The following is a 16,841-nucleotide window of genomic DNA, read 5'->3' as shown; positions in this document are numbered from 1 at the left end:
TCAGGCCTTTCTCGACTGGTTGAAACGATGGTCGAAATATTCGGCAAGAGCGAGCACGATCAGCACGATCGAGACCAGCACCAGCGTGAAATGATTGGGCACGTCAAGCCGCCGCGCGGCACTCTCGCCGCCGATCGACAACACCGAAAGCAGGAACACGAAGCCGATCGCGGCAAAGCCGTTCATGCGGGCGAGGAACACTGCGGGGATCACGGCAAGCCCGTAGGCCGGGTTCCAGTCGGCGCGGACATTGCCCTGGACGCCTATGATGTCGACGGCGCCAGCGAGCCCGGCCAGCCCCGCCGAAATGGCGAAGACAGCGACGGTCAGGCCAGGGACGCCGAGTCCTGAGTGAACCGCGGCGCGTGGATTGGCGCCGACGATCCGCAATTTCAAGCCGAACGCCGTGCGCGTCATCACCAGATGCACGATGATGATCGCCGCCAGCCCAAGCAGCAGTCCGCTGGTGATGGTGGTTTCGAACAGTCGCGGCAGCCTGTCTTCCACCGGCAGCGTGCGGGTTTGCGGCACGGTCGTGCCTGGATCGCGGAACGCCAGCTTGACCAGCACATTGGCGAGCGACGTGCCGAGAAACGTCATCATCAGCGTGGTGATGATCTCGTTGACGCCCTGGTAAGCGCGCAGCAGCGCCGGCACCAGCGACCAGACCACCGCCACCACCATGGCGATGAGGAACGAGCAGAACAGCGCCAGCCAGGCTGGCATGATCTCCACCAGCACGGGAGCACTGGCCGCCGCCGTCACCGCGCCAAGCAGAAACTGGCCGTCGCCGCCGAGATTCCACATGCCGGCGCGAAACGCCACGATCAGCCCGGCGGCGAGAAACAAGAGCGGCGCCATGCGCGTCAGCGTCTGCTGGATGCCGAGCGGCGAGAACAGCCCCTTCTCCAGCACATAGCCGTAGTAAGCGAGCGGGTCGACACCGACGGCAAGCAGGATGCAGCCGGCGATGACGAGAGCGACGAGGATCGGCCCAAGCGTCATCAGCAGCCGGCGCAGGATATCGCGGCGGGTGGCAGCGCCGCTCGTGGCATCGAGTGCGGTAGCGCTGGCGCTGGGTGCGGTATCGATGCTCATGCGGCAAGTCCGATCATCAGGCGGCCGACCTTGGTGCGGGCGTCGTCTGCATTGGCGACGGTGCCGACGAGCGCGCCGTTGGCGATGACGGCGATGCGGTCGCACATGCTGAGCAACTCCTCGAGGTCGGTGGAGATCAGCAGCACGGCCAGACCACGCGCCGCCGTGTCGCGGATGCGCTGGCGCGACGCCAGCGTGTTGGCGAGATCGAGCCCGTAGGTCGGCTTGTTGAAGATCACCACCTTGGCCCCTTCGGCGAGTTCTCGCGCCAGCAGCACCTTCTGGATGTTGCCACCTGAAAGCCGGGCGACGGGCGTCTTCAGGCTCGGCGTTCGCACATCATATTCGCGCACGAGCTCGGCCGCACGCCTGTCGATCTCGGAGCGCTGCTCGACGCCGTGTCGCCAGAACGGCGCCGCGCCGATCTGCTTGAGGAAGAAATTAATCGAGACCGGGAAGGTGCCGACGGTGCCTTCGCCGAGCCGGTCGTCGGTCAGGTAGCGAAGGCCGTGCCGGCGGCGTTCGCCGACGCTCAGCGTCTCGATGGCAACGCCTTCGAGCCGCACCGATCCGCCGGTCGCCATGCGCTGCCCGGCCAGGGCCTCCGCCAGCTGTTTCTGGCCGTTGCCGTCGATGCCGGCGATGCCAAGAATCTCGCCTGGGCGGATGTCGAAGGAGATCGATGTCAGGCCGGGCGCGTTTTCGGTCGAAGCGACCGCCAGGCCGGCGACCTGAAGCAGCGGCACGGCCTCGGTGCGAACCGTGCGGGTTGGGCGCTCGACAGCCTCGGGGTCGTCCTTCTGCTTGCCGAACATCAGTTCCACGATTTCGGAAATGATCTCCTGTTCGTCGAGCGCGCGAAGACGTTCGGGCGGGATCTCACCGACCTTGCGGCCGAGCTTCAGCACCGAGATCCGGTCGCCGAAGGCCGCCGCCTCCTTGAGCTTGTGGGTGATGAAGACGATCGCCAGCCCCTGCCCGACCAGACGCCGCATCAGCGCGCCGAGTTCCTCGATGCCCTTCGGCGTCAGCATCGAGGTGGATTCGTCGAGGATCAGCAGCCGGCTGTTGCGCACCATGGCGCGCAGGATTTCGACCTGCTGCTGCTCGCCGAGTGAAAGCTCCGATACCTTGGCATGCAGCTTGACGGTGATGCCAAGCGTGCTGGTGATCTCGGCGACACGCGCCGCCAGCTCTTCGATTCTGGGCCGTTGCCACCACGGCCCGCCAAGCAAGAGGTTTTCCGCCACGGTCAGCGTCGGCACCAGCATCATATGCTGGAACACGGTGCCGATGCCCAGCGCCAGCGCATGGCGCGGCGAGGTTATCGGCGTCGGTTTGCCGTCGACCAGTATGCGCCCTTCGTCCGGCTGCTGCAGTCCAGACAGCATGCCGATCAAGGTCGATTTTCCGGCGCCGTTCTCGCCCAGCAGCACATGCACTTCGCCGGGACGGATCGACAGGTCGACGCTGTCATTGGCAACGATGCCAGGAAAGCGTTTGGTCACGCCTTCGAGCGCGACGATGTCGGGCTTGAAGGCGGACGATGAAGAAACATTGCTCATGAAAGCCCAACACGAAAATTGGAATCGTCTGGAGGGGTGATCAGATCACCCCTCCGACAGTTGACCGTGGTCGCCTTACTGGGCGACGCTGGTCATCAACGCCCTGACGGCGGCCGCGTCATAGACCGGATCGACCTTGATCTTGCCGGAAATGACGTCTTCGCGCAGCGTCTGGATTTCTGCCCAGACATTGTCCGGAATGGCAGCGGTTTTCAGCAGCTTCACGGAGTCGTCCTTGAGGCCGATCGTATAGTGTTTGGTGCCAAAAGTGTCGGCCTTCAGATCGGCGATCATCGCCGCGTAGACCGGCTCGATGTTCCACACCACCGACGACAGCAGGAAGCCCTTGTCGATCGGCGACTTGTCACCGATGACGTCGATGAAATAGACCTTGCCGCCATCCGCGGCCTTGGTCGTCTCGACCGCCTGCAGCATGCCGAAGCTGGAGCCGTTGCCCTGGCCGAAGATGATGTCGGCGCCCGAGGCGATCACGCTTTCGGTGACGCGCTTGCCACCGGCCGCATCGCTGTAGGCGGCCGGGCCGATCACCGCATAGGTGATCTTGACGTCAGGGTTCTCCGCCTTCACGCCCTGCGCGAACGCTGCCGACTGCGAGTTCCATGACGGAGGTTCGCCCGACACCACGATGCCCACCGACTTCGAGCGCGACATCTTGGCGGCCAGACGACCGGCGAGATAGGCGCCCTGGTGGCCGCTCAGCGTGTAGTCGGCGACGAGACCCTTCTCCAGGCCGTTCGGCGTATCGACGATCGCCACCGGAACCTTCAATTCCTTGGCGATCTCAGGCGCCGAGGTGTTGTAGCCGCTGGCGTGGGCGATCAGCAGGCTGGCGCCGTCCGACGCGAGTTCCCGCAGTGTCGGGCGGACGTCGCCATAGCCGAGGCCCTGGGCCACGACCACTTCGACGCCGGCGGCCTTGCCGGCTGCCTTGGCGGCGTCGATACCCTGCTGGTTCCAGCCGTAGTCCGTGCCTTCTTCGGGCGTCAGGATGGCGATCGACTTGACTTCGCCGGCAAATGCGCCGCCAAGCAAGACACTGGTTAATATAAATGCACTTACACTGCTTTTAAGAAGCTTTAACATTTTACCCTCTCTGGTTGACTGCCAATCATTATTCTTATTGTTATTGCGCGGAAGCGAGATAGACTGCCTGCACAAACCCACCCTACGGAGCTCAGGCAAAGTGAAGATTCGTTATATTCTCCCGGTGATGCTGGCGTTCACGTCCTTCGCCAATGCGGTTGAGTTGCACCATGTCACCGTCCGCACCGGAACTGACGGGCTCGACATGGTGCCATTGACGATTTCGAATGCTGGCAACGAAGGCCTGTCCTGCAATGCCGACTTCGCCCACTGGTATTCGGCCGGGGTCGCGACGATCGAGCCGGGCAAGAGCGCCCGCCTCGAACTCTGGTTCGACGCCAAGACAGGCACATTCACCATCCTCAACGACAAGCGCGAAAACCTGCCCGTCGAGCGGTTGTGGTGCGGCCTGTCGGGCCGTGCATATGCCACGCGGGTGCAGATCACGCTCGACCGCGCCGACGCGGCCAAGGGAGCGCGCGCCGTGTCCTGCGGCGCTGAGCAGGACAGCCTGGTATGCCGATAGGCGCTCATCGATCCGTCCGCGCGGGGCATGGCGCACCCTATTCCTTCGCCAGGAACTTGTCGGTGAAGACATCGTCAGCCGAGAGAGCTGTCTTGAGCACGCCCTGATCGGTGAGCGTCTTCAGCGTTTCCTCCCACTGCGTCTTCGTCATCCAGCCGAGGCCGTGCTCCTTGGTGTCCGAACTGGTGAAGGTCGCCGCGATGTCGGCGTTGATCTGGGCCAGCAACACATCCTTCTTGTCGGCATAGCCCGGAGCCGCCTTGGCCGTGATCTCGGCCGCCTCTTCCGGATGGGCAGCGACATAGTCGAAGGCCTCCCTGTAGGCCTTGACGAAGCGGGCGACGAGGTCCGGCTTGTCCTTGATCATCTTCTCGGAGGTGAACAGGCCGGAGCCGTAGGCCTTCCAGCCATGGTCGGCGCCCATCATGATGCTGAGCGAACCGGGACCGCCGGCCTTGGCCTCCAGCTCCGGAACCTCGGCGTCGACATAGCCGACCACTGTCTGGACCCGGCCGAGAAGCAGATAGCTCTCATAGGGCGGCGAGACGCTGTTCAGCGTCATGTCCTTTTCCGTCAGGCCATTGGCCGCCAGGAAGCCCTTGAAGAAGAGATAGGTTGAACCGGCTGGGTGAATGCCGATGGTGAGACCCTTGAGGTCTGCCGGCTTGGTGAGCTTCACCGTCTTGGCCAGCGAGATGATGCCCAGCGGCGAGTGCTGGTTGACGGCTGCCACCGCCACGACCGGGACATTTTGCGACCGCGCTACGGCGAGCGTGGGAAGATCGCCGAAACCGAAATCCGCGTTCTCGTTGCCGACCAGACGCATGGCGTCGGGCGAACCGGAACCCTTGCGGATCTCGGCCACGTCGATGTCGTTCTTGGCAAAGAAGCCCTTTTCCTTGCCGACGAAGAACATGGCGTGGTTGCCGCGCACCACCCAGTCGAGCTGGACGCTGACCTTGTCCGCCGCCAGCGCCGCGCCGGAGAAACCAAGCGCGCCGGCAAACGCCGCAAGCGTGGCTACCTTGATGAATGAGCGTCTCAGCATTGATCGATCCTTCCTGTCGTTGACTGGCTGTCCTAGGGACCCTAGGCGCCGCTGAATTTCGGTGCCCATGGCACCATGATGCGTTCGAGAACTTCGGCTGCGTAGTAGAAGGCGATGCCCAGCACCGAAACCAGGAGCAGGGCCGCGAAGACCAGCGCGGTGTCGAGCTGGGTCGAGGCAAACTGAATGACGTAGCCGAGCCCATCCGAGGCGCCGGCGAATTCGCCGACGATGGCGCCGATGACGCTGAGCGTCGCGGCGATCTTCGTTCCCGCCATCAGGTTCGGCAGCGAATGCGGCACGCGGATCCTGAACAGGATCTGCGTGCGGCTGGCGCCGACCGAATTCATCAGCGACAGCAGCGAGCGGTCGACCGACTGCATGCCCGCCAACATCGACAATGTCACCGGGAAGAAGGCGATGACCAGGATCAGGCCGATCTTGGGTGCCAGCCCATAGCCGAACCATAGGATGAAGATCGGCGCCAGCGCCACCTTGGGCACGTTCTGGAACAGCACCACCAGCGGATAAAGCGCCCGCCCCAGCCAGTCGAAGCGCACGATGACCAGTGCAATGGCAATACCGACCAAGACGGAGACAACGAAACCGAACAGGATCTCGCCTGCCGTCACCAGCGTCGCCTGCAAGAGCGTTGGCCATTGCGCGACCAGCGATTGTGCGATCTCGGATGGGGCGGGAATGATAAAGGCGGATATGGCGAAAATCCGCACCACGGCTTCCCACACCATGACCGTTGCCAGCAAAAGGATGACCGCTGGCAGCCAGCTGCCTGTCGCCGCGCCCCAGCCTGAGGCCAGCCGCGGCTCGGAGAGACTGGTGACGGGTTGATCGCTCATGACGCGGCTCCCGGTTGATGGCCTGCACGCAGCATCGTTCGCAACTGGACAGTCAGCCTGACGAACGCCGGATCTTCCGTCACCGAAAGATCGCGCGGATAGGGCAGATCAACGTCTAGGCTCTCGGTGATCCGACCAGGCTTGATCCCCAGCACATGGACATGGCGGGACAGGTGAATGGCCTCGTCTATCGAATGGGTGACGAGCACGATGGTCTTGCCGGTGCGCTGCCAGATCTCCAACAGCGACTGGCCCATCTGGTCGCGGGTAATGGCATCGAGGGCGCCGAACGGCTCATCCATCAGCAGGACCGCCGGCTCGAGCGCCAGAGCCCGTGCGATAGCGACACGCTGGCGCATGCCGCCGGACAATTCATGAGGACGCTTGTGGGCGCTGTCGCCCAACCCCACCAGTTCCAGCATCTCCTGCCCGCGCGCCTTCAACTTCGCGCGCGACAGCGACTTGTCGGCGATGCTGAGCAGCATGGAGGCATTGTCGACGGCATTCTTCCAGGGCAGCAGGTTGGCGTCCTGGAAGACGAGGCCGATCATTCGCTTGCGCGCCGCCTCGACCGGCGAAAGTCCGGCGATCGCGACGCTGCCGCTTGTCGGATCCACAAGCCCGGCGAGGACCTTGAGCAGGGTACTCTTGCCGCAGCCGGAAGGGCCGATGAGGGAGACGAACGACCCCTTCGGTATCGCAAGATCGATATTCTGCAGTATCAGTTGCCTGGCCATGACGACCGAAACGCCCTTGGCGGAGATCAGGTCGTCATCGTGGCGGATATGGGCTGGCCGGCCGCCTGCTGCTCGAATGGGTTCAATGCGCATGGCTACTCCCGGCCTTCCAGGATGCGCCGCACCGCGACGAGTTTGCGCGCCCGTTCGCCTTGCAGCGCCTTTATCTGGTCGGGCGTGTAGGAGAACATGCCCTCCCCCGACTTGATGCCGAACTTCGACGCGTTCGTCTTTTCCAGCACCATGGGTGCGACATCGTCGCGATTGGAAAGATCGGCGTTGAGGAAGGAGGAGACGGACTTGTAGATATCGAGGCCCGCCATATCGAGCAGTGCCATCGGCCCGATCACGGCGATCTTGTAGCCGATGCCCCAGGACACGCAGGTGTCGAGATCTTCCGGATCGATGACGCCGCGCTCGACAAGGTCGACCGCCTCACGCAGCAGCGCATAGAGCACGCGGTTTTCGACGAACCCGGGAACGTCCTTCTTCACCACCACCGGCAGCAGGCCGATCGAACGGATGAGATCGCGGATCGCCGCCACGGTTTGCGGCGCGGTCGTCTCACCGGCGATCACCTCGATCATCGGAATGATGTGCGGCGGGTTCGACCAGTGCATGCCCACCATCCGCTCGGGATGCGAGATATGCGCCTGCAGCTTGGTGATCGGGATACCCGACGTGTCCGAAGCCACGATCGTCTCCGGTCCTATCAGACCATCGATCGCGCGATAGACATCGGCCTTTATCGAGATGTTTTCGGGAACGTTCTCGATGACGAGATCGGCACCCGACACCGCGTCGGCGATATCATCCGTGAAGCGAACCGTTCCCGCGCCGGACGCGGGCGGCGTAATGCCAAGGGAATCGAGGACGCCTTCTGCAATGCCCAGCATGGTTCCGGCACGCTCGATCGCCGCCGGGGCGACATCGTAGGCGACGACCTGAAGGCCGCCCCTGGCGAGTCGGGCGGCCATGCCCGGTCCCATCGTCCCCAGACCGATGATGGCGATGCGCTGGATCATCACGCTGCCCTGCTTTCCGTTGCTGTATTTGACGCCGCGATAAGGTCGGCGGCTTTTTCGGCGATCATGATCACCGCCGCGTTGATGTTCCCGCAGACCAGATCGGGCATGACCGACGCGTCCACCACTCGCAGGCCGTCGACGCCGCGAACGCGCAATTGCGGATCGACCACCGAGGCTGCATCGGCTCCCATCCGGCACGTCCCGGCCGGATGGTGCACGGTGATGGAGGTCTTGCGGATATGCTCGTCGATCTCATCGTCGCTCTGGCACTTCGGACCGGGAAAGAACTCGGCCTCAATGAAGGGCTGCATGGAGGGCTGCGCGGCGAGATTTCTCGCCACCCGGAAGCCGGCCCGCAGCGACTCCCAATCCTTCGGCGAGGCGAGGAAATTCTGGTGGATCAGAGGTGCCGCTGCGGGATCGGCCGAGGCCAGTTTCACCGCCCCCCGGCTCTCAGGCTGCGTCGCCACGATCCGCGTTGCGAAGCCGTCCGGGAACGGCGCCTTGAACGGCTTGAAATAGGGCCATGCGGCAAGCGGAGCCGCGGTGAACAGCAATTGCACATCCGGCAATGGCCGCTCCGGGCCGCTCTTCAGGAAGGCGACGACGCCGCCCGGCACGTCGGCCGAAAAACCTCGTCCCGTCAGGTAGGTCTTGGCGAAATCGAGCCCGATCCGGTCGGCGCGCATGTTGCGCAGGAACGGGCCGCCCGGAGAGCGGCGACGGTACATGAGGATGACCGAGACATGGTCCTGCAGATTCTTGCCCACCGCCGGCAGGTTGACCCGTGTCTGGATTCCATGCACGGCAAGCTCGTCCTGCGCGCCAATCCCCGACAGCATCATCAGTTGCGGTGTGTTGATCACGCCGCCGGCAAGCAGCACTTCCTTGCGGGCAACGACCGTGCGGGTACCGCCGCCATGGTTGATGGTGACGCCGGTGGCGTGTGTGCCCTCCAGAGTGATCTTCGTAGCCATCGCTCCGGTCAGGACGGTCAGGTTGGGCCGCTTCAGGGCCGGGCGCAAATAGGCGGACGCGGTCGAGCTACGCCGGCCTTTCGAGATTGTCATCTGCAGGCGGCCGAACCCTTCCTGCCGCTCGCCATTGTAGTCGCTCGTCTGTTCATAGCCGGCCTGCACGCTGGCCTGCGCGAAGGCATCGATGAGCGTGTCCTTGTAGCGGCAGAACTGGGTGGAGAGCGGACCCGAGCCGCCGCGAAACCGGTTCTCGCCGCCTTCCCAGCTTTCCTGCTTGCGGAAATAGGGCAGCACTTTCTCGTAAGACCAGTCTCTGAGCCCAGAGGCCGCCCAACGATCGTAATCCCCGCGATTGCCGCGCACATAGGCCATGGCGTTGGTCGACGATGATCCGCCAACAACCTTCCCGCGTGCGCACTCGACCCTGCGTCCGCCCACATTGTCTTCAGGCTCGCAGAAATACATCCAGTCGTGGCGGCGCTCGGTCAGGATCTTGCCCCATCCGAGGGGAATGTGGATCATGGGATCGCGGTCCCAGCCGCCGGCCTCCAGCAACAGCACAGAACATTTCGGGTCGGCGCTCAGCCGATTGGCGAGCACGCAACCGGCTGATCCGGCCCCAACGATGATGTAGTCGTAGCTTTCAGCGTGCGGCATGATGCGTTTCGTTGCCTTGGTCCGGCGCTCCTGCGCCAGGGAACTGTTGAAACCGAGCCCGGGTCACTCCGGCCACGACCGGGATGGTCCCGCTATTCCTCAAGGTGGCCGGCGCTAGGCCAGCCCAGCCTCTCTCAGACGCTGCGACCAGTGATTCCATCCACGGTCGATCTGCGCGCCGACAAGCTTTCCCGCCGTCTTGATCTCGCCCGGCGACAAATACTTGACTTTGCCGATCTGCAGGCCGGCCGTGAGCGCCTTCGCTTCCTGCTCGAGATAGAAGGCGCGGAAGACGACCTCGCGCACGGAGTTGCCGACATTGACGACGCCATGCCGGGCCATGAGGACCACGGTCTGGCCGCCGAGGCTTTCGGCGATATCCGCACAGACATCGTGGCTGCCGCCGAAGAGATCCGTCTCGTCGCCATGCTTGTCGCGAATCTCGTAGACCGGGACGGACTCGCCGATGAATGCGCCCATGTGGGTGACCGGCCGAAGCGGCGTATCGACGAAGCAGTACGGCAGGACAGCCGGAGAATGGGTGTGGAGCACGCACTGAATGTCCGGCCGTGCCTTGTAGATCTCGCTGTGGATATAGCGCTCCAGATAGGACGGCCGGTTGTCGGACGTCTCGCCGTCGAGATTGAAACGCTGGATATCGTCGACGGTTATCAGGCTTGGAGCGAGCTTTTGCGCCAGGAAGAAGCTTTCGGGATGTTCGGGGTCACGGGCGCTGATGTGCCCGAACGTATCCATGATGCCTTCGTTCAGAAGAATCTTCGTCGCTGTGACCAGCTCTTCGAAGACCGTTTGGCGCGCGGCGCTGTTGTCTTTCATTTCCAGATTCTCCCATTGCGGCGACGGCGACCATTCTTGTTGTTGTTATCGGTCGCCAAGACCTGCGGATTTCACTTGTTTTCGTAGAGGCCGACAATCCGGTTCTGCTCGATGATGTTGTCGGCGTATTTCTGCAGGAACTCCTCCCGGGTAGGCGTCCCCTCGACCTTGGTATCGAGGGCATAGACCCAGAAGTAGTAGTGATGTACTCCGTGGCCGGCGGGCGGCTGCGGTCCGTAATACTGCTTGTGGCCGGCGCCGTTCGGGCCGACGCGGAATTTTTCCTGTGCGTCCGACAGGTCCGTGGTCGAGGGGTCGATGCCATAGACGACCCAATGCGTGAAACCGTTGGCGAGCGGCGCGTCCGGATCGTGGCAGATGACAGCCAGTTCCTTCGTCCCCGCCGGAACGCCGCTGACCTTCAGCTTAGGCAACACGTTGCCCTTGTCACCGGCGTGTTCGTCGCGCAATTTCCCGAGCGGCTGGAAATCCACTGAGGTAATTTTGAGGTCCTTGATGTTCAGGGGCATGAAATTCGTCCTTCAGAAATTCGATCGACTAAAGAGCGGTGGCTTTGAGGTCGGCGACGGTTTTGCCGCCGACGCGCTGATGCACGCGCGGACCCGACGCGATGGCGACGCAGATCAGGAGTTCGTCCGGACGCGGCGCGTCCGGTACGGAAAAGGTGACGGCATCGTAATGGGAACGGATGTAGAGCTCGTCCTTGTGGGCAAGCGGGATGTCGATGGTGGTACCGGCAACGGCGACCTTGCTGACCGACGAAATCCAGGCCTTGCCGCCGCCGACCTGCTGGCGCAGCGGATCGCCGAATACGGTGGTGATGCAGGCGACGACATGCTCCTGTTCGCCCGACGTGCCCGCGATGCCGCCTTTGCCATAGCTTTCGACCGGCCTGTTGCCGAGCAGCGCCACGGCGCGCTCGCCAAGCGCATGACCGATAGCCGCACTCGGACCGGTCAGATCGGACAGTTCGGCGACGAACTTTCCGGCGAACGGATTGCGTATCACAACGCCTGTGGCGATCTTGACCAGGGTCTCGCCAGGAGTGCCGCCGTCATGGCGGCTCTCCTGGACCGACGCGTACCACCCCCGGACATCGTAATCCCGTTCGACTGCACTGGAATAATTCATCTTTATCTCCTGAAGGGAGCGCGCATCTTCCGCGCGCGCCGATTAATTCGTTGACCGGCCAGTCCGAACGCTATTGTGGCCCGAACCCTACTGCGGCCATGAGTAGACACGGCGCAGCGGGTCGTAGCGGGCAGCTTCCAGCGCAGCCGGCGTGAACATGTTTCCCTTCGAGAGCGAACGGTTGGCCGCATAGTCGCCGGATAGGGCCTGGCAGCGATCGGTGATCGGGCGGATACGTTTTTCCCAAGCGACAAGCGCATCCTCGACCGAGGAGCCTGCTTCCAGATCCTGCGACAGGCTGAAGGCGTTGACCATCGCGCAGCCGGCACCCTGGGCAAGCGCCGGACACATGGCATGCGCGGCATCTCCGACAAGGGCGACCTTGCCTCTTGTCCAGCTGTCCAGCTTGGTCGTCTCGTACTTGTCGTACCTGGCGGTTTTAAGCTTCGCCGCTTCGATCAGGCATGGCTCCAGGAACGGAAACATCTCGACCCAGACTTCGAGATCGATCGGAACGCTTGATCCACGAGGATCGGCGGCCGGGGCCATCAAGCCCAGATAGAGCTCATTCTCGTTGCAGGGCGAATAGAGGATGCGCTGCACGCGCGGCCAGAAGTTCCACATGTCTATGGTGTTGTCCCACTCGCCGTGACCGAGTTCCTTTTTCTTGCGAGGGACAATCAGCCGGATGAGACCATCTTTCGAAACCCACCGGTCCTGTTTGAAGCCGATGGAGTCCCTGACCTTGGAGCCAACGCCATCGGCGCCGACGATCAGGTCGGCTTCGACAACCTCACCGCTCTGCAGGGTCAGCCGCCCCTCCGGATCGGCGGCGATCGCCTCGGAATTGACCGATATGTCGACACCCACGGCGCGGGCCCGATTGACCAGGGCATCGTGCAGATGGCTGCGCGTCATGATGCGCCAGGGCAGCCCGTTGAACGTCTCCTTGGAAACCGACTTGTTGTGCATCCAGGTTTCGTAGGTCGGAGGCGTGTGGGAGCCCTGGAGAACTTCGTCCAAGGCGCCTAGTCCTTCGAGCACGCGAAGGCCATTGTGCCAGAGATAGATGCCTGCGCCGAATGCCCGCAGTTCGGAGCTCTTTTCGTGCAGCCTGACATCCCAACCATTCTGCCTGAGAGCAATGGCGGCTGTCAGGCCGGCAAAGCCGCCGCCGGCGACCTCGGCACGACGCGCCTTTCCCGAAGTTTTGTTTAGGTTGGACATTTTCTGGATCCTGCTGCGTACAAAAAGACGGTGCGTGTGGCCGTCAGGCGTCTATGAAGTTGGTGATGGCTTTCAGCGTGATCTCGGGTGAGACCTCGTTGACGTAATGGTCGGCGCCCGGAACAACGACGACAGGCAGATCGGGCCGCAGCCGACTTGTTTTCGCCAGCGCCGCCGCCGACACCAGCTTGCTCGTCTCGCCGCGAACGATGAGGACGGGCTTGGTCACGTCCCGGTAGGCGGGCACCAGATCCGATCGCAGGCCCTTGGCGGTCTGCGCCATGGCCGAGGGCGATGCCAGGGGACGCAATCCACCGTCGACCGGCTGATAGCCGCTTTCGGCCCTGATCTTGATGGCGGGCGCTGGTATGTTCGGATAACGGCCGGCGAGATATGCTTCGACGGCCCCTACATTCTCGAAAAGCTGGTCCCCCGCGTTCACCCGCGCCTCCAGCGCGTCCAACACTTCAACCTCGATGTATGGCGTAAAGTCGATAGCGACGACCGACCGCACCAGATCTGGGTATTTCGCCGCGGCGGTGACGGAGTTTCGAGCCCCGAGCGAATGTCCGACGAGGATCGCGGGGCCACGATCGAGCGTGCGTATCAGGCCGGCGATGTCGTCCGCGTAATCATTCGCCTCGTAGCCGGCTTCCGGCTTGTCGCTGCGACCATGGCCCCTCTGGTCGACCGCTATAGTCCTAAACCGATCCGACAGCCGAGCCATCAAAGGCGCGAAGACGGCGGAGTTGGAGGTGATGCCGTGGAAGAAAAGCATCAATGGCCCGTTGCCTGTCTCACATACGTTCAAAGTGATGCGGCCAATGTCGACGCCGTGCGAGATGAAGTGGTCGGAAGGTGTGTCCGCCGCCATGTCCATGATCCTCGCCTCCGCTGCCTGTCTCCAGCAAAAGGATCATATCCGCCGGGGGGGCGTCAAGCAGATTGTCTGACATTCTTGCAATCTTCAGATTTGACAATCTGGCTATCCTTCTATCAAATTTCCGCGGCGTGGCGTATGACGCTTCAGGATCGCGACCCAAAGGCCCATGTACCGATGCCCACAGATTTGAATTTGCGAATTTCGCCACGGACAGTGCAACGGGAGACCGTCGACAAGTTACGGCTCGCCATCTTCTCCGGAATGTTTCAGCCGGGAAGCCGCCTCATCGAAAGTCAGCTATGCGCACAACTCGGCATCAGCCGCCCCTCGCTAAGGGAGGCTTTGCGCAGTCTGGAGGCCGAGCGCCTCATCGAGATCGTACCCAACCGCGGACCGTCGATACCGGCACTTTCGTGGGAGGTGGCAACCGCCATCTACGAGGTTCGAGAGTTGTTGGAAGTCGAGGCGGCGGGACGGTGTGCGTTGAGAATCTCCCCCGGACAGTTGCGGGAACTTGAGAAATCTCTTTCCGCGTTCGAAGAGGCGGCATCCAGCAATGACAGTCTGGCGCAGGTCACGACCGCCGCGGATTTCTATTCGATCATACTGGCGAATTGCGGGAATCCGATCCTGGAGGAAGTCCACCGCGGTCTGGTGGCCAGGATAAGCTTCTTTCGAGGACGATCGATGTCGCTGGAGGGCAGAGCACAAAGCAGTCTGGCGGAGATGCGGGAGATATTCGAATGCATCGCCGCCGGCGACGAGAAAGCCGCTCGCAAGGCGTCCAAACAGCATGTCTTGAAGGCGAAAGCGGCAGCGAAGAGATCCATGGACAGTGAGGTGTGAGTTTTTCGAAAGGGCCTTCACCCCGTCGGGGTCAGACATGCCGGCTGTCGAAGCCAGCAAGCGGCAGATGGAGTGATGATGACCAGTGCCAATGTCGAGCACAAAGCGAATTCCGATATCGTCATTGTCGGCGGCGGGTCGGCTGGCGCGCTGCTTGCCGCGCGACTGAGTGAAGAGCCGGACAGTCGCATCCTGCTGATCGAGGCGGGCGAAGAGGCGACGGACCCCGACATCTGGAACCCCGCCGCATGGCCGGCGCTTCAGGGCCGCAGCTACGATTGGGACTATCGCACGGAGCCCCAAGCCGGCACCGCGGGCCGGGTGCATCACTGGACGCGTGGGCGCGTGATCGGCGGCTCGAGTTGCCTGCACGCGATGGGCTACATGCGCGGCCATCCTTCCGACTTTCAGGCTTGGTGCGACGCGACTGGCGATCGCCGATGGAGTTGGGATGAACTGCTGCCCGTTTTCCAGGCTATCGAAAACCACCCGCTTGGTGGCGACGGCATTCACGGCAAGGGTGGGCCGTTGCCGATCCATATGCCGGCGGACGAAGTGAGTCCGCTTGCTCGTGCCTTCATCGAGGCAGGCGCATCGTTGGGTTTGCCTCGCCTCAAGGGCCACAATAGCGGAGAGATGATCGGCGTTACCCCGAACTCCTTGAACATTCGCTACGGGCGGCGGGTTACGGTGGCGGACGCCTGGCTCACAAAAGCCGTTCGAGGCCGCAAGAACCTGACCATCCTTACGGGATCCCGAGCGCGACGGCTTAAGCTGGCGGGCAATCGGGTCCGCTGCATCGAGGTCGTGGGGCGACAGGGTTCGGTCGAAATCTTCGCGGATCAGATTGTACTGTGTGCCGGAGCGCTGGAAAGCCCGGCGTTGCTGATGCGCTCGGGCATCGGTCCGCGGGACATCCTCGACGCCGCGGGCGTCGGCTGTTTGATCGATATGCCGGAAATCGGTCGAAACCTTCAGGACCATCTGCTTGGCGCGGGCAACCTTTATGCTGCCCGCAAACCGGTCCCTCCCTCGCGCCTCCAACATTCGGAATCGATGGCTTATATGCGCGCCGACGGGTTCGCCGCCACCGGTCGACCCAATATTGTCGTTGGCTGCGGCGTCGCGCCGATCGTGTCCGAACACTTTCAGGCGCCTGCCGCCGGCACCGCATATTCGCTGCTATTCGGGATCACCCACCCAACGAGCCGCGGCAGCGTACGGATAAGCGGGCCGGAACTCGATGATCGATTGATCATCGACCCCGCATACCTACAAAGCGGTCAGGATCGTGAGCTGTTTCGCCAAGCGCTCGAGGCAGCCCGGACGATCGGACATCGAGATGAACTGGCCGGCTGGCGAGAGCGCGAGCTCCTGCCAAGCACCCTCAACAATACGGCTGAAATGGACGACTTCATCGCGCAGTCGGTCATCACTCACCATCATCCCTGCGGCACTTGCAGGATGGGTAAGGATCCGGACGCGGTCGTTGATGCAGATCTACGGCTCAAGGCGCTCGACAATCTCTTTGTCGTTGACGCTTCGATCATGCCCAGTCTCACCGCGGGACCGATCCACGCCGCGGTTCTTGCGATCGCCGAGACCTTCGCTCGAAGTCGCCCCGAAACTCTACTATCTTGATCCGAGACCCCGATCACGCAGAACTTCCGCCGAGCGATGCGGGAAAAATAGCCATGGACGCCAAGAGGCAAGATTACTCGCCCAGTATGATCCCGGACGCCACGATTTGCGCCGTGCGCTCGGTCAGTTTTGCGCGTTTCACAAGCGTGGGTTTGACGTAGGCCTTCTTCATGATCACGGGTCCAAATGGCGGTGGCACCGACACTAAACGGCCATCGGCGCACGAACGTTCCATGGATCCAGCGACAGCGGGCCGCCTCTGTCATTACCTATTACCGCAACCGCATCACGGTCGGAACAAACCCTCCTGCTTGAAGTTTCCCCCTCGAAGGGACGTACTTTTCTCAGGGAGATTTCCTATGAAACATGTTCTCATGACCAGCATGCTGGCAATCGGGCTGGGCTGTGGAGCGGCGATGGCTCAGACACAACAGCCGGTCGCGGGCCAATCGGGATCAGACGCGAATTGTGCCTCCGGGACGACCAACTGCCAGACGGACTCGAAGACGGGCAAACACGCGCAGGACACGAAGTCCCAAACCGATCAGCAGGCGCAGGGCAAAGCCAAGGTTCAGACCGATCAGCAGGCCAAGGGCAAGGCCGGCGCCACCACGGACCAGCAGGCCCAGGGCAAGGCCAAGGTCCAGACCGATCAGCA

Annotated in this window: 16 protein-coding genes and 1 pseudogene; 4 read left to right on the top strand and 13 right to left on the bottom strand. The window is 62.6% G+C overall.

Translation table 11 applies throughout. The features are described 5' to 3' along the window. The 3 genes from A3AU_RS0134425 to A3AU_RS0134415 all read right to left on the bottom strand — a co-directional run bounded on the left by A3AU_RS0134425 (position 1) and on the right by A3AU_RS0134415 (position 3,767). Positions 1 to 1,098, bottom strand: a complete 1,098-nt coding sequence (locus A3AU_RS0134425) for a putative B6 ABC transporter permease subunit 2 (RefSeq protein ID WP_027056911.1) — start codon at positions 1,096 to 1,098, stop codon at positions 1 to 3. After that, positions 1,095 to 2,663, bottom strand: coding sequence for a putative B6 ABC transporter ATP-binding protein (locus tag A3AU_RS0134420; protein ID WP_027056910.1), 1,569 nt, complete (start codon positions 2,661 to 2,663; stop codon positions 1,095 to 1,097). The genes A3AU_RS0134425 and A3AU_RS0134420 overlap by 4 nt, the downstream gene beginning before the upstream one ends. Before the next feature lie 75 nt (positions 2,664 to 2,738). Beyond that, positions 2,739 to 3,767, bottom strand: coding sequence for a putative B6 ABC transporter substrate-binding protein (locus A3AU_RS0134415; RefSeq protein WP_027056909.1), 1,029 nt, complete (start codon positions 3,765 to 3,767; stop codon positions 2,739 to 2,741). A gap of 100 nt (positions 3,768 to 3,867) precedes the next feature. Between A3AU_RS0134415 and A3AU_RS0134410 the strand changes: the two genes are divergently transcribed. Beyond that, the gene (locus A3AU_RS0134410) at positions 3,868 to 4,293 is read left to right on the top strand and encodes a hypothetical protein (RefSeq protein WP_027056908.1); all 426 of its coding nucleotides are present in this window, start codon (positions 3,868 to 3,870) and stop codon (positions 4,291 to 4,293) included. Positions 4,294 to 4,330: 37 nt separating this feature from the next. Here the strand turns inward: A3AU_RS0134410 and A3AU_RS0134405 are convergent, their stop codons facing one another. The 10 genes from A3AU_RS0134405 to A3AU_RS0134360 form a co-directional block, all read right to left on the bottom strand. Beyond that, positions 4,331 to 5,341, bottom strand: a complete 1,011-nt coding sequence (locus A3AU_RS0134405) for an ABC transporter substrate-binding protein (protein WP_027056907.1) — start codon at positions 5,339 to 5,341, stop codon at positions 4,331 to 4,333. Between the two features lie 41 nt (positions 5,342 to 5,382). Beyond that, positions 5,383 to 6,198, bottom strand: a complete 816-nt coding sequence (locus tag A3AU_RS0134400; RefSeq protein ID WP_027056906.1) for an ABC transporter permease — start codon at positions 6,196 to 6,198, stop codon at positions 5,383 to 5,385. Next, entirely contained in the window at positions 6,195 to 7,028 is an 834-nt protein-coding gene (locus tag A3AU_RS0134395; protein ID WP_027056905.1) for an ABC transporter ATP-binding protein, read from the bottom strand. Before A3AU_RS0134395 ends, A3AU_RS0134400 begins: the two co-directional genes overlap by 4 nt. A gap of 2 nt (positions 7,029 to 7,030) precedes the next feature. Then, positions 7,031 to 7,960, bottom strand: a complete 930-nt coding sequence (gene fhmpcd1, locus A3AU_RS0134390) for a 5-formyl-3-hydroxy-2-methylpyridine 4-carboxylate 5-dehydrogenase (RefSeq protein ID WP_027056904.1) — start codon at positions 7,958 to 7,960, stop codon at positions 7,031 to 7,033. Next, positions 7,960 to 9,597 carry a GMC family oxidoreductase gene (locus tag A3AU_RS0134385; RefSeq protein ID WP_027056903.1) on the bottom strand — a complete coding sequence of 546 codons (1,638 nt, stop codon included), beginning with the start codon at positions 9,595 to 9,597 and terminating at the stop codon, positions 7,960 to 7,962. Before A3AU_RS0134385 ends, fhmpcd1 begins: the two co-directional genes overlap by 1 nt. A gap of 114 nt (positions 9,598 to 9,711) precedes the next feature. Continuing rightward, positions 9,712 to 10,434 carry a class II aldolase/adducin family protein gene (locus tag A3AU_RS0134380; RefSeq protein WP_027056902.1) on the bottom strand — a complete coding sequence of 241 codons (723 nt, stop codon included), beginning with the start codon at positions 10,432 to 10,434 and terminating at the stop codon, positions 9,712 to 9,714. A gap of 71 nt (positions 10,435 to 10,505) precedes the next feature. After that, positions 10,506 to 10,964 carry a YbhB/YbcL family Raf kinase inhibitor-like protein gene (locus A3AU_RS0134375; protein ID WP_027056901.1) on the bottom strand — a complete coding sequence of 153 codons (459 nt, stop codon included), beginning with the start codon at positions 10,962 to 10,964 and terminating at the stop codon, positions 10,506 to 10,508. Between the two features lie 28 nt (positions 10,965 to 10,992). Next, on the bottom strand, positions 10,993 to 11,586 hold the full coding sequence (locus A3AU_RS0134370; RefSeq protein ID WP_027056900.1) for an amino acid synthesis family protein: 594 nt from the start codon (positions 11,584 to 11,586) through the stop codon (positions 10,993 to 10,995). An 87-nt stretch (positions 11,587 to 11,673) separates the two neighbouring features. Then, a complete protein-coding gene (locus tag A3AU_RS0134365) occupies positions 11,674 to 12,813 on the bottom strand; it encodes an FAD-dependent oxidoreductase (RefSeq protein ID WP_027056899.1) in 1,140 nt (379 codons plus the stop codon). 43 nt (positions 12,814 to 12,856) lie between these two features. After that, a complete protein-coding gene (locus tag A3AU_RS0134360; protein ID WP_027056898.1) occupies positions 12,857 to 13,693 on the bottom strand; it encodes an alpha/beta fold hydrolase in 837 nt (278 codons plus the stop codon). A 138-nt stretch (positions 13,694 to 13,831) separates the two neighbouring features. Here A3AU_RS0134360 and A3AU_RS0134355 point away from each other — a divergent pair, with 138 nt between their 5' ends. The 3 genes and pseudogenes from A3AU_RS0134355 to A3AU_RS1000000139650 all read left to right on the top strand — a co-directional run. Further along, the gene (locus A3AU_RS0134355; RefSeq protein WP_244277621.1) at positions 13,832 to 14,542 is read left to right on the top strand and encodes a GntR family transcriptional regulator; all 711 of its coding nucleotides are present in this window, start codon (positions 13,832 to 13,834) and stop codon (positions 14,540 to 14,542) included. A 78-nt stretch (positions 14,543 to 14,620) separates the two neighbouring features. Beyond that, a complete protein-coding gene (locus tag A3AU_RS0134350) occupies positions 14,621 to 16,183 on the top strand; it encodes a GMC family oxidoreductase (RefSeq protein ID WP_027056896.1) in 1,563 nt (520 codons plus the stop codon). Between the two features lie 359 nt (positions 16,184 to 16,542). Further along, a pseudogene (locus tag A3AU_RS1000000139650) lies at positions 16,543 to 16,841 on the top strand (DUF1236 domain-containing protein); the annotation flags it as partial.

Origin of the sequence: Mesorhizobium erdmanii USDA 3471 (genome assembly GCF_000472705.1) — a bacterium.
Lineage (GTDB): Bacteria > Pseudomonadota > Alphaproteobacteria > Rhizobiales > Rhizobiaceae > Mesorhizobium > Mesorhizobium erdmanii.
The sequence above is the reverse complement of the archived record's forward strand: the minus strand, read 5'-3'. Positions and strand labels throughout refer to the sequence as shown.

Coding starts and splice junctions, on each gene's coding strand:
- A3AU_RS0134380 (WP_027056902.1), bottom strand. CDS start 10,434: ATGAAAGACAACAGCGCCGCGCGCCAAACGGTCTTCGAAGAGCTGGTC.
- A3AU_RS0134395 (WP_027056905.1), bottom strand. CDS start 7,028: ATGCGCATTGAACCCATTCGAGCAGCAGGCGGCCGGCCAGCCCATATC.
- A3AU_RS0134420 (WP_027056910.1), bottom strand. CDS start 2,663: ATGAGCAATGTTTCTTCATCGTCCGCCTTCAAGCCCGACATCGTCGCG.
- fhmpcd1 (WP_027056904.1), bottom strand. CDS start 7,960: ATGATCCAGCGCATCGCCATCATCGGTCTGGGGACGATGGGACCGGGC.
- A3AU_RS0134425 (WP_027056911.1), bottom strand. CDS start 1,098: ATGAGCATCGATACCGCACCCAGCGCCAGCGCTACCGCACTCGATGCC.
- A3AU_RS0134370 (WP_027056900.1), bottom strand. CDS start 11,586: ATGAATTATTCCAGTGCAGTCGAACGGGATTACGATGTCCGGGGGTGG.
- A3AU_RS0134355 (WP_244277621.1), top strand. CDS start 13,832: ATGACGCTTCAGGATCGCGACCCAAAGGCCCATGTACCGATGCCCACA.
- A3AU_RS0134415 (WP_027056909.1), bottom strand. CDS start 3,767: ATGTTAAAGCTTCTTAAAAGCAGTGTAAGTGCATTTATATTAACCAGT.
- A3AU_RS0134360 (WP_027056898.1), bottom strand. CDS start 13,693: ATGGACATGGCGGCGGACACACCTTCCGACCACTTCATCTCGCACGGC.
- A3AU_RS0134365 (WP_027056899.1), bottom strand. CDS start 12,813: ATGTCCAACCTAAACAAAACTTCGGGAAAGGCGCGTCGTGCCGAGGTC.
- A3AU_RS0134400 (WP_027056906.1), bottom strand. CDS start 6,198: ATGAGCGATCAACCCGTCACCAGTCTCTCCGAGCCGCGGCTGGCCTCA.
- A3AU_RS0134405 (WP_027056907.1), bottom strand. CDS start 5,341: ATGCTGAGACGCTCATTCATCAAGGTAGCCACGCTTGCGGCGTTTGCC.
- A3AU_RS0134350 (WP_027056896.1), top strand. CDS start 14,621: ATGACCAGTGCCAATGTCGAGCACAAAGCGAATTCCGATATCGTCATT.
- A3AU_RS0134375 (WP_027056901.1), bottom strand. CDS start 10,964: ATGCCCCTGAACATCAAGGACCTCAAAATTACCTCAGTGGATTTCCAG.
- A3AU_RS0134385 (WP_027056903.1), bottom strand. CDS start 9,597: ATGCCGCACGCTGAAAGCTACGACTACATCATCGTTGGGGCCGGATCA.